General features: G+C 65.9%; 14 protein-coding genes and 1 pseudogene. 4 read left to right on the forward strand and 11 right to left on the reverse strand.

Going from position 1 to position 10175, the window contains the following annotated elements; genetic code table 11:
- Positions 1-96 precede the first annotated feature (96 nt).
- From WAZ62_RS02765 to WAZ62_RS02800, 8 genes are all read right to left on the reverse strand, one after another.
- The gene (locus tag WAZ62_RS02765) at positions 97-363 is read right to left on the reverse strand and encodes a hypothetical protein (RefSeq protein ID WP_422642007.1); all 267 of its coding nucleotides are present in this window, start codon (positions 361-363) and stop codon (positions 97-99) included.
- Entirely contained in the window at positions 360-662 is a 303-nt protein-coding gene (locus tag WAZ62_RS02770) for a hypothetical protein (protein WP_422642008.1), read from the reverse strand. Before WAZ62_RS02770 ends, WAZ62_RS02765 begins: the two co-directional genes overlap by 4 nt.
- The gene (locus WAZ62_RS02775; protein WP_422642009.1) at positions 659-973 is read right to left on the reverse strand and encodes a hypothetical protein; all 315 of its coding nucleotides are present in this window, start codon (positions 971-973) and stop codon (positions 659-661) included. The genes WAZ62_RS02770 and WAZ62_RS02775 overlap by 4 nt, the downstream gene beginning before the upstream one ends.
- Positions 970-1344 (reverse strand): transcriptional regulator, encoded by a 375-nt coding sequence (locus WAZ62_RS02780; RefSeq protein WP_422642010.1) that lies wholly within the window; start codon positions 1342-1344, stop codon positions 970-972. Before WAZ62_RS02780 ends, WAZ62_RS02775 begins: the two co-directional genes overlap by 4 nt.
- Positions 1341-1919, reverse strand: a complete 579-nt coding sequence (locus WAZ62_RS02785) for a hypothetical protein (RefSeq protein WP_422642011.1) — start codon at positions 1917-1919, stop codon at positions 1341-1343. Before WAZ62_RS02785 ends, WAZ62_RS02780 begins: the two co-directional genes overlap by 4 nt.
- Positions 1920-1972: 53 nt before the next feature.
- Entirely contained in the window at positions 1973-2716 is a 744-nt protein-coding gene (locus tag WAZ62_RS02790) for an AAA family ATPase (protein ID WP_422642012.1), read from the reverse strand.
- Between the two features lie 61 nt (positions 2717-2777).
- A complete protein-coding gene (locus tag WAZ62_RS02795; protein ID WP_422642013.1) occupies positions 2778-4997 on the reverse strand; it encodes a Mu transposase C-terminal domain-containing protein in 2220 nt (739 codons plus the stop codon).
- Complete coding sequence (locus WAZ62_RS02800) at positions 4994-5458, reverse strand: DNA transposition protein (RefSeq protein WP_422642014.1); 465 nt, start codon at positions 5456-5458, stop codon at positions 4994-4996. The genes WAZ62_RS02795 and WAZ62_RS02800 overlap by 4 nt, the downstream gene beginning before the upstream one ends.
- 75 nt (positions 5459-5533) lie before the next feature.
- Between WAZ62_RS02800 and WAZ62_RS02805 the strand changes: the two genes are divergently transcribed.
- Positions 5534-6064, forward strand: coding sequence for a hypothetical protein (locus WAZ62_RS02805; RefSeq protein ID WP_422642015.1), 531 nt, complete (start codon positions 5534-5536; stop codon positions 6062-6064).
- A gap of 28 nt (positions 6065-6092) precedes the next feature.
- On the opposite strand, the gene WAZ62_RS02810 is transcribed toward WAZ62_RS02805, so the two are convergent.
- Complete coding sequence (locus WAZ62_RS02810) at positions 6093-6425, reverse strand: helix-turn-helix domain-containing protein (RefSeq protein ID WP_422642016.1); 333 nt, start codon at positions 6423-6425, stop codon at positions 6093-6095.
- Positions 6426-6609: 184 nt separating this feature from the next.
- Between WAZ62_RS02810 and WAZ62_RS02815 the strand changes: the two genes are divergently transcribed.
- Together WAZ62_RS02815 and WAZ62_RS02820 are read left to right on the forward strand one after the other, a co-directional pair.
- Complete coding sequence (locus WAZ62_RS02815) at positions 6610-7281, forward strand: XRE family transcriptional regulator (RefSeq protein WP_422642017.1); 672 nt, start codon at positions 6610-6612, stop codon at positions 7279-7281.
- 39 nt (positions 7282-7320) lie between these two features.
- On the forward strand, positions 7321-7746 hold the full coding sequence (locus WAZ62_RS02820; RefSeq protein ID WP_422642018.1) for a hypothetical protein: 426 nt from the start codon (positions 7321-7323) through the stop codon (positions 7744-7746).
- Positions 7747-8020: 274 nt separating this feature from the next.
- Here the strand turns inward: WAZ62_RS02820 and WAZ62_RS02825 are convergent, their stop codons facing one another.
- Complete coding sequence (locus tag WAZ62_RS02825; protein ID WP_422642019.1) at positions 8021-8521, reverse strand: helix-turn-helix domain-containing protein; 501 nt, start codon at positions 8519-8521, stop codon at positions 8021-8023.
- Positions 8522-8533: 12 nt separating this feature from the next.
- Here WAZ62_RS02825 and WAZ62_RS02830 point away from each other — a divergent pair, with 12 nt between their 5' ends.
- Entirely contained in the window at positions 8534-9772 is a 1239-nt protein-coding gene (locus WAZ62_RS02830) for an MFS transporter (protein WP_422642020.1), read from the forward strand.
- Between the two features lie 37 nt (positions 9773-9809).
- On the opposite strand, the pseudogene WAZ62_RS02835 reads toward WAZ62_RS02830, so the two are convergent.
- A pseudogene (locus WAZ62_RS02835) lies at positions 9810-10175 on the reverse strand (hypothetical protein); the annotation flags it as partial.

Below are 10175 nucleotides of genomic sequence, written 5' to 3' on the forward strand. Positions count from 1 at the left end.
GCGGGCAGGACTGGCAGACCCCGGCGCGCGCCTCGACGATGGCGCGGCCGTAGCCCCGCACGAGCACGATATCGCCCGGCTCGATCCACCCCGCGCTCATGCCGCGCCTCCCGGGGCGAGAGGGGCCGTGGCGGCATCCTTGCAGCCCGCCCGCACGATCTGGAGCACGCTTTCGAGGGCCTGCTCGCGGTGCTCCGCGCCGAAGTTGTCGCCCACGGCGTGGCCCAGCATCCGGCTCATGATCACCAGCTGGTCCCACGCGGTCAGCTGGTCGGCGCCCTCGACCTTGGCGAGGGCGTCGCTCAACGCCTGGCCGGCCGCCACGTAGTAGCCCCGCATCACAGCGGCCTTGGTCGCGCTCATGCCGCGCCTCCTGTCTGCACATAGGGGGGATCGATGGGGGTCAAGCCGGGGCGCTTGCACAGCCAGTCGCGCCAGGCGAGCACGGCGGCCATGGCCTGTTGCTCGTTGTCGGCCTCGGGCACACCCGAGGCGAAGTAACGCTTGCCGTCCTTTGCGTGGCGCGCCGCCGCCTGAACGGCCGACCGGGCATCCCGATAGAGGGCGGCGCTGGCGATCACCAGGGCACCCGCCGGGGGCGTCCGCCCCCACATGACCTGACCGCCGGGATGGACCGAGATGAGGGTCGCGGGCTTGGTCATGCCGCCCCCCCTTCACCATCCTCGATCGGGACAAGGTGCACGATCACGCCCTTGCGGCGGGCGCGCGCCCGGGCCACGACCTCGGCCATGGTGATCACCTTGCCGTCCAGCGCGGCGAGGTCACGGGGCATCGAGCCGGTGAAGTGATCCGGCACGGGCCGGGCCTCAAGGGCGCCCACATCGCGGGCCAGCACCTGGAGCCTTTCCCGCAGGATGGCGACCGCCTGGTGGTCCATCCCGGCGTGCCAGCAAGCCGGATGGCCGGGCGATACCGCCGCGACGAGAGCCTGAATATCTTCCGTAACCATCACTGTCCCTTTCTGTAGGCGCAGGCCGGGCAGCGCCGGGCCAGCTTGACTTGGGTGCTGTTGACGGGGCGGGCCTTCCGGCCCTGCGCCTGCAGGCAGGCGGCGCCGCTGATCTGGCCGAGGACGGGGCAGGCCACGAAATCACGCATCAGCGCGGCCCGGACGGCGGCCTCGACGTTGGCGAGCGAGCCCTTGTATTGGGCGCGGATGACCTCGTAGACCGTCGTCGCCGAATAGTCGGTAGCGACCGCCACGGCCTTGACGCCATCGCGATCAGCGCACTCGGCGAGGGCCACGATCCACGCCTCCGGCGCCCCGCCCCAAGCGGCACGAGCCTCGTCGACATAGGTCCGGCGGTTGACACGCGCATTCATGCCTCGCCCCCCAGATCAACCTCGGCCTGGTTCGCGAGCGGCCACGTCACTTCGCCGACGTTCGGGTCGAAGACGACCTTGATCCGCGTGACCTGGGGCGGCAGAGGCCCACGCCATGCCGCCTCGACAAAGCGATAGATCGACGGTTTCTTGCCCGCGCCCCTCACCCGGAAGGCGACATAGCCCGCCTTGACCAGATATTGGAGATACGACTTGGCGTCGATTTCCGAGATACCAGAGGTCACATGGAGGTCGCGGAGCGTGAAGACCTTGAGCGACTTCATGGCCCGCCAGGCGGCGGCACGGGCATTGCCCTGGGTGACGGGCTTGCCCTCGATGTCGACGCGCGGCGTCCGCTTCCCCGGGTCGTATATCAGCGCGTAGCACGTCGGCTCGCCCCGCGCCGCCTTATAGGATCGCAGGATGCCGGCCGCCACCAGACAGGTCGCATAATGCCGGGCCGACGATGGCTCCAGCCGGGCCGGTGCCGCTACATCCTCCAGCGAGAATGAGCGGAGCTCGCGGATTTTCGCCCACATGATGTCGCGGGCCAGCCCGCGCCCCGCCGCCGCCATGGCGGCCGGGCTCTTCCGGCCCCCGTTCGGCTTGATGAGCATGGCGGGCACCATCACGGCCTCCGGGCCGGCGCATCGCCGGTGTCGAGGCCGCGGTTACCCCACCAGGCACGGTCGGCGGTCGACCGACCTTCGGCGATAGCCGCCTGCTCGATCTCTTCGAGGTTGGTGACGATGCGGCGGATCACTCCCCGGGCCGCCGAGACGACAAGGGCCAGCAGATCGTCGTCGATCTGGCAGGCGTCGACGAACATCTCGGCCAGCTGGCGGGCATCGGCCAGCGATGCTGCCTGGGCCGGCACCCAGGCCCCTTTCAGGATGCGGTTGTGGATGCGCTCGTACCGCTTCAGCTCACGCGGCAGCGTCTCTTCGCCGATCAGGATGACCGGCGCCTCGGACATCATGTGGAAGGTCCGGGCGTATTCGATCATGCCCTTCCTGACGAGGATGTCGGCCTCGTCGAGCAGCAGCACCGGCTGGTAATCCCGCATGTGGTCGCCGATCGCATCCACCGTGTCGGCGATGGTCCGACCCTGCGGGATGCCGAGGGCCGTGGCGACCGCGCGGACGAACTCGCGCTTACCCCAGTGCTCCTTCGCCTCGACATGGACGGCGCCGGCGATCGCGGCGGCCGTGGCACATGCATAGGTCTTGCCATACCCCGAGGGGCCATACATGCAGCCGAGCCCGGGCAAGTGGTCTTTGCGTCCGCGCAGCCGCTCGATGGCTTCGAGCAGCCCGTGAACATTGTGCAACATCGCCGCCGCCGGCTTGCCGATCAGTTCGTTACGTGCCATTATCCAGCTCTCCTAAGTTTCAAGTACCCAGCCCCGCCCGGTTGCCGCCTGGCGGGGTTATTCATGCGGGCCGGCTTCCCGCCTTCGCCCTCCATTTCTCGATATTCAGGACGGCCCTCACTTCTGCGTGCTGGCCATAAGCCGCGTGCCAATGGGCGTCGTCGACGCTCAGGGTCTCGCCACCCTTGATGCGGGCGTCGAGCCCTTTCCAGCGGGCGAGGCGCGCGGCCTTGGCCTCTTTCTCGGCCTCCAGGGCCGAGGGCGACTTGCCGAGAGTGATGATCTGTGCGGGCGCGCGAGGGCCTTCCGGGGCTGGCGCCACCGGCATCGGCCGCTCGCTGCCTGCTGCCTCGGCGGCGGCCTGTAGGGCCGGCGTGGTGTAAGCCTCGGTGGAGCGCGGAAACTCTAGGACCGGCGGCAGGGCATCGCGGGCCATCTCGGCCGCGACCTCGTGCAGGGGCCGGAGGCGGCGGGCCACGGATTTGAGCTGCTTCCGCAATCTGCCGGTCTCTGCGCGCTGATCGGCCTTGGCCTTGGCCGCGACGGCCGCCCGGGAAATGCCTAGCCGCTCGGGATTTTCGGCCACGCAAATGAAGGCATCATCGTCGGCCGTATAGACGTAAATTCGGCCCATATCTGTCGGGTCGAGGCGGACACGCACCCTGTCCCCCACGACCAGGCCCGGCCCCCAGAAGCTCGCCTTTTCGGCCGCCACGCCCTTTTTCGTGACGGTGCGATACCCCCCGTTCGAGGGCAGATCCATCAGCAGCAGGTCGAGGGCGCGGGGATCAGCGATGCGGCGGATCTCGCCGGCGTAACTTCGTGCACGCTCGGCTGGGCTCTGGCCGTCGAGGCCGGCGTGGGGGCGCTGCGCGTAGTCGTTGACGCACCAGGCGTCCAGGCGCCGCTGTAACTCCTCGCCGGTGAGCTCGACGCAGAAGGCGTCGGCATCGGTCTCGCCAAGGCGATCGGCAAAGGCTCGCCGGCTGCGGATCGCTTGCTGGTCGGTCACATCGTGGCCAATGAAGCCGGGTTGCAGCGGCATGAACATGTGCTGCACGGTCCCGACGTGACGCTCCACGTGGCCTTTTTCGGTCGGGCTGAAGGCCCGCGACTGCTCGTAGACGATCTTGAGCGCGAGCATCACGCCTTTGACACGGGTCGCGACGAAATCCGAGCCGTTGTCGGTCTTAACCTTGCGGGGGCCGCCCCATTCGAGCATCCCTCTTCGCTGGAGCGCGACAACCGCCGCAGCGCGCGGCGTGCGGGTAACGAGCGCCATGATCCGGCGCGACCAGAGGTCCACCAGGACGTAGATGCTATGCCGGCCGTCGACCAGCAGGACGTCGGCCGGCGAGGCGTCGATTTGCCAGATATCGTTGAGGCCTTCCCCGACCGCCTGCTCGCCGAAGGCGAATTCGTATCTGCTTCGCCAGGCGTCAGGGTTTTTCATCGACATCAGCACGTCGGCGAATTTGACCTTGGCTTTCGAGACCCAGTCCTGAATGCGCCTCTCCGAGGGCCAGGGCACGACCTCGCCGTCGGGCAGGATCGCCTCCTCGCCCAGATTGCCGCGCAGCTGCGTGCGGATCGCGCCGGCCGACAGGTGATCGCTCTTGCTCAACAGGGCGAGGATGACCTCGACCGCCCGGCCCCCGAAGGCGCGATCCAGCACGCCCGTGTCCTTCCGCCCGCCGTAGCGGCCAGACAGCGCGCCGATTTCGCCCTTCTTCACCGCCTCGGCGATCCGCCGCAGCGTCGCCACCGACAGCCTCGGCTGCGCCTCGAACACCCATTTATGCAGGCTCGAAATAGCCTCGGGCAGACCGTTTGCGATCACCCCGGCCTTTGTCGCCTGGGCCGCCATGACGTAGAGCGCAGCGAACGACGGCATCGCCTGCCGGTCTGATGCCCCTGCCGCCAGCCGGTACGCGATATAAGCCTGGTAAACCTCGATCCGCCCGTCGCGGCGGGCATCGGCCTTGGTGCCCTGGGCGACCTTCTCGGCCGCGACGATCGCCGCCGGTGCCGGGGCCGCCGCCTCGTCCTTGATCACGCCCTTGGCGCGCAGGTCGGCCCTCACCAGCTCCAGCTGGTGACGGGACAGAGCGTCCTGGACCTCGCGGGGAAGGTCGGTGACCGCGTAGAGACGACGGCGGCCACCAGAGGGGAGCACCCTCTCGACATAAGGCCAGCCGGCTTGGGCGCGTATTTCAGCAGCTCGCTTGCTGAGGTTGAGGGCCTCGGCAATATGCCCGATGGTGACCTGGCCGGGCCTCATCGCCGCGCCCCCTTCCAGAGGCGGCGGGCGGACTTCTCCTCGCGGTCGAGCTGTTCGCGCTTCTCACGGATTATTTCCGCGCGGATGGCGTGGACATAGCGACCTTCGATCACAGCCCGTCCCGTCAGCTCGGCGGCGAGCTGCAGCGGCCGGGGATCGCCCGTCACCTCGACCAGGGCGATCAGCCGGATGTAGCTGATAGTGTGTTCTTCTTTGGCCTGGCTCGCGTAAGCGTCCAGCATGGATCGAGACACGTCCTCGCCCAGGTAGTCCGACATGCGGCGGGCGATCTCATCCCGATCCTGCTCGCTGTCTGTCAGGGTTTCGGCCACGGCCCGCGCGATCTGACCGCGCAGCGATCCTGCCCTCACCCGCCGCTCGTCGTAGCGCTCGACCAGGGCCGGCGGCTCCCAGCCCAGCAGGTCGCCCTGCCGAGGGTCGCGATGCCGCCGCGCCGCCATTCAGCGCGTCTCCCCGGACTCGGCACTGGCCTGCCGCTGCGCTACACTTTCCCCCTCATCAGGGGAGGTATCGGAATGGAACTCGCCGAAGTCGCTTCCGCGTTGGCGGTCGTCGAAGGTGCCGCCGCTGTTTTCAAGACGAGCCGGGAAACTATCCGAGCATTCATCGGCAGGCTCGACCGGGACACTCAGCGCAAGATCGAGGCCTCGATCGACGAAATGACTGATAACCTGCGCGCGACGAAGGATGCGATTGCGGCGCTCGCCGACCGTTGCCGCGAGCTCGAAAAAGAACGCAGCCGCCTGATTGATTTTAAGCTGGAAGCGAAGGACTACGAGCTTCGCGCGATCGGACCGAATTCGTTCGCGTATGCGCACAAATCGGCAGCGGCACATGCCCAGGAAAATCCGAGCCCCTACCTGTGTGCAAACTGCTTCGACCGCGCCGAGAAGTCGGTACTCCAGCTTGCGGAGCAAGGGCCGGCCCATGACACCCTGAAATGCGCCCGGTGTAAGGCGGAGGTCCTCATTCCTGGTAGCCGGAAGGCTGCGAGCGCCTCGATCGCTCCGGTCAAGAGGTCCCGGCGCTTCGAGGGCGACTGGTAGAGGCTTCCCGTTCCGATTGCTTCCCATGTCAGGCGGCCTCCGAACTTTCGACATTGCGCTGCGACGCCGCGTGGGTAGGCTTGCGTTGCCTTGTACGGGCAAGGGGAATGCGCCCCCCGGCCTCGTCGAAATGTTCAGGGAACAGCTCCTGGTGAGGGACGCCGATCGCCTTGGCGATCGCCTGCTCAATGGCCAGTGAGGGGTAACCCGCCGCTGCGTAAGACACCGCCTGCTGGCTGACGCCCAACTGCCGCCCCAAGGCGCGGAAGTTCGAGCCGATGAGCCGGAGGCGATACTGGATCCACGCCCGCCTTTCGGCGGGCTTTTTGGGGATGTCTAGCCTTGGACGCTTTCTTGTCATGCCAAGGAGATTGCCGCGCCATAAATGGCATTTCAAGACATAAATGTCTTTTCGCGACGCCGAATTCGGCTGGAGCCGGGGGGAATTCGCCTAGATCATTGATAACACTAGGAAATTCAGCCGAATTTGGCGTCGCGAAACAGGCTGTGCATCGCGAATCAATCTTTCGCAGCGAGGTCCGCAAATGACAAAAATGTCTATTGGATCGCGGCTAAAGCAATTCCGGGAAGCCAAGGGGATGCCCCAGGATGAATTCGCAACCATCATTGGGACAACACAGAGGACGCTGAGCCGCTATGAAAGCGACGAGACCGACCTGAAGGCGCCCGTCATCGCCCAGCTAGCCGAAATTGGCTGCAACATGGAGTGGCTGATCACCGGCACAGCGTCAGCCGGCCAAAGCTCTACGCTTACGCAGGCACAAACATTAGGTCCCCAGATGGTTGATCTGCCTGTTTATGATGCGAGGTTTTCGGCCGGTAAGGGGCGTCTCCCACCGGATCCTGAAGATAAACAATGGCTTACGCTCCCGGAAGATTGGGTGCGCAGGGCAACCGGCCGGAACCCCAAGAATATCATCAAGGCCCTGGCCGAGGGCGACAGCATGGCCCCGACGATCGGCGAAGGTGCCGAACTGCTGATCGACACGACCGATGATCGTCTCGCGAACGGCAAGATTTACGCCCTGAACGTCGACGGCCAGCTGATCGTCAAGCGCATTCATCGCCCGGTGAAGGGCGGCATCGTGCTAATCTCCGACAACAAGGAATACCCTGCTGAGGAGATCGCTCCCGACAGCCAGGCCGAAATCCAGATCATAGGGCAAGTCGTGTGGAGCGGGAAAAATATAGGCTAGGACCTAGCCCCGCTTTCATTTATAGATGGAGCCTCAAACATGAACGCGATTAAGTATATCTCATTTTTCTTTTTCATATTCATTGGCTGCGCTGTCGCAGACCCGGTGTCGCCCCCCTCACCATTCGAGAGGCAGTGCAAGGACACCGTAGAGCTATACCTCATTGCTCCCGCCACAATAAAATACGTGCAATTTTCCTCTGCTGCGCCGGCCAATATTATTGGAGACAAGGTTCACCATTATTTTTCTGTCGTTTTTGACGCTAGCAATGAGTATGGAGTACCGATTCGCCGGGTGTGGCAATGCGATTCATTCGCCACCTATAATTCAGATACTGGCGAGAATGACGTTGTGTTCACTATTTTATCTGGCGACGGAATAGACCGCCTGGGGCAGCAGGAGCGCGTTCTTCGCGAGATGAAAGAGCTGATCAGGGAGCTTGAGGCTCGGCAGATCGCTCCATAAGCCAATCCAGCAGCCCATTTTCAAAACGGCGCGACGTTTTGCTTGAGCACACGGCGGCGGCGGACAAATTTTTTCTGAATGCGTTGATCTATAAGGGGAAATTACCGGTGGCATCCCACCTGGTCCCCGCATATCCCGGCAAATCCCGGATCCCCAGCGTGCTCATCCAAAGCAGCGCCTAACAGAGGGGACTGGCCTCGATCGCCGCCCCGCCAAGATCAGATCGCCGGAAGCAACCCGAAGAGGCTCGCGCTGATACGCGACATGCGCCTCGCTATCTCGAGACGAGACGCGGTTTCGATTTTTTCGCGTTTCCGGTGGTGCCACCGGGTTTGCCCGCGGCGTCGACCAGCCGCCGGAAGGTCGGGCATTCCATGTGCGAGGGCGCCGGGCAGTCGGCGACATGGCGCAGCGTGTCGCTGAGGACCGTCAACTCCCGGATCTGCCGGTCGATCTCGTCGGCCTTCTGATGGAAAGTGGCGCGCGGCAGGTCCGGCAGACCATTCGCCCCGAACATTCCGGCGATTTCATCGAGCGAGAATCCCGCCGCTTTACCCATCGCGATCAGCTTGAGTTGCAACAGCACCTCGGGCGCGAACTGCCGGCGCAAGCCATGCCGCGATACCGAGGAAATCAGCCCGGCCTCCTCGTAATAGCGCAGCGCCGAAGGCCTGATCCCGCTCCTTGCCGAAACCTCTCCGATATCCAGGAATTTCACGCTTGACCTCAAGTCGGCTTGAAGTGGCAGCCTGCGCCCGGACTGAAGATCAGGCAAGAGGACAACAGGATGGAACAGGCGAAAACTTTCCCATCGAAGCGGATGAATTCCGGAATCACGGTCACGCTGGCCTTGTCGATGCTGCTGGCGTCGCTGGGAACCAGTATCGCCAATATCGCGCTGCCGACCCTGGCCGCCGCGTTTTCCGCGCCCTTCGCGCAGGTTCAGGCGGTCGTCGTCGCCTATCTCGCGGCCCTGACGATCTCGGTCGTCTTCGCCGGCCGGCTCGGCGACCGGCACGGATTGAAACCCATGCTCGTGGCGGGCCTTGGAGTGTTCGCGGTCGCCTCGGCCTTGTGCGGCCTGGCGACCGACCTGCGGTTCCTGATCGCGTCCAGGGCGCTTCAAGGCACCGGCGCGGCCTTCCTGATGACGCTGCCCATGGCCCTGATGCGCCAGACGGCGAGCGAGGCGCGCATGGGGCGAGCCATGGGGTTGCTCGGCACCGTGTCGGCGCTGGGGACCGCGCTGGGTCCGTCGATCGGGGGGCTGCTGATCCCGATGACGGGATGGCGCGGCATCTTCTGGGTGCAGCCGCCGTTGGCGATCATCGCCCTGGGGCTCGCCGTCGCGACATTGCCGGATGTGCGTCGCAAGGGGAACGCGCCTGTCCAAAGCCTGTGGTCCATGCTGAACAGGCGCCTCGCCCCCGGTCTGCTCGTCAACCTTCTGGTCGCCGCCGTCATGATGACGACGCTGGTGGTCGGGCCTTTCTATCTCGGCCTCGGTCTCGGCCTGAAGGAGGCGTTGGTGGGCTTCGTCATGGCGATCGGCCCCGTCATATCCATCTTCAGCGGCGTTCCCTCCGGCCGACTCGTCGATTCCAGGGGTAGCGGCCGCGCGCTGGCCATCGGGCTCGCTCTCCTCGCCGCGGGAGCCTTCCTGCTGGCGATCCTGCCGAATCTGATCGGCGTGACCGGTTATGTGCTGGCCATTCTGGTCCTGACGCCGGGCTATCAGCTTTTCCAGGCCGCCAACAACACGGCCATGCTGGCGGATGTGCCGGGGGATCGGCGCGGAACGGTCTCGGGGTTGCTCGGCCTGTCGCGCAATATCGGCCTGATCTCGGGCGCATCCGTCATGGGCGCCGTCTTCGCCTTCGGTGTCGGGACGGCGGATTTCGCCCACGCGGCTCCCGCCGCGATCGCTACGGGGATGCGGCTGACCTTCCTGCTGGCCGGCGGCTTGATGCTCGTCGCGATCGGGGTCGCCGCCGGGCAGCATGCCTTCGTCAGGCGCCCGCGTTGACCGCCACCCGCTTCCGTGCCGCGCGATGAGGCCCGCCTCACCGGCCGCGCGCGGTGAAGGCGGCGATGGCTTCGGTGATGCCGTCGGCGCCGCCGCTGGCGGCGGCGGGGGCGATCAGGCCCCATTTGCCGTCGAGGGCGCCGGCCGGCACGTCGTTTTCCTGGCGGATGGTGGCGGTGCCGGCGCCTGTAGGTCCCGAGACCTGCCACAGCAGGACGACATGGTCCCGGGTGTCCCGGCGCTCGACCTCGACCTTGCCGCGGACGACGAACGCCCCCGCCGCTTCCCCATCGGCGATCACGAGGCCGCGCCGCGCGAGATCCTGTTCGAGCGCGAGGGCAAGGGCGCGGTTGCCATCGCCGGGCGCGCCCTCGATGCCGGCGATGCGGACGCGGGCGGCGCC

The sequence above is a fragment of the Zavarzinia sp. genome (assembly GCF_049306435.1).
Classification (GTDB): domain Bacteria; phylum Pseudomonadota; class Alphaproteobacteria; order Zavarziniales; family Zavarziniaceae; genus Zavarzinia.

Bases quoted from the DNA above. Each gene is read 5' to 3' on its own strand.
- WAZ62_RS02820 (WP_422642018.1), top strand. From the start codon at position 7,321: ATGAACGCGATTAAGTATATCTCATTTTTCTTTTTCATATTCATTGGC.
- WAZ62_RS02785 (WP_422642011.1), bottom strand. From the start codon at position 1,919: ATGGCGGCGGCGGGGCGCGGGCTGGCCCGCGACATCATGTGGGCGAAA.
- WAZ62_RS02830 (WP_422642020.1), top strand. From the start codon at position 8,534: ATGGAACAGGCGAAAACTTTCCCATCGAAGCGGATGAATTCCGGAATC.
- WAZ62_RS02815 (WP_422642017.1), top strand. From the start codon at position 6,610: ATGACAAAAATGTCTATTGGATCGCGGCTAAAGCAATTCCGGGAAGCC.
- WAZ62_RS02780 (WP_422642010.1), bottom strand. From the start codon at position 1,344: ATGAATGCGCGTGTCAACCGCCGGACCTATGTCGACGAGGCTCGTGCC.
- WAZ62_RS02770 (WP_422642008.1), bottom strand. From the start codon at position 662: ATGACCAAGCCCGCGACCCTCATCTCGGTCCATCCCGGCGGTCAGGTC.
- WAZ62_RS02810 (WP_422642016.1), bottom strand. From the start codon at position 6,425: ATGACAAGAAAGCGTCCAAGGCTAGACATCCCCAAAAAGCCCGCCGAA.
- WAZ62_RS02805 (WP_422642015.1), top strand. From the start codon at position 5,534: ATGGAACTCGCCGAAGTCGCTTCCGCGTTGGCGGTCGTCGAAGGTGCC.
- WAZ62_RS02795 (WP_422642013.1), bottom strand. From the start codon at position 4,997: ATGAGGCCCGGCCAGGTCACCATCGGGCATATTGCCGAGGCCCTCAAC.
- WAZ62_RS02790 (WP_422642012.1), bottom strand. From the start codon at position 2,716: ATGGCACGTAACGAACTGATCGGCAAGCCGGCGGCGGCGATGTTGCAC.
- WAZ62_RS02765 (WP_422642007.1), bottom strand. From the start codon at position 363: ATGAGCGCGACCAAGGCCGCTGTGATGCGGGGCTACTACGTGGCGGCC.
- WAZ62_RS02800 (WP_422642014.1), bottom strand. From the start codon at position 5,458: ATGGCGGCGCGGCGGCATCGCGACCCTCGGCAGGGCGACCTGCTGGGC.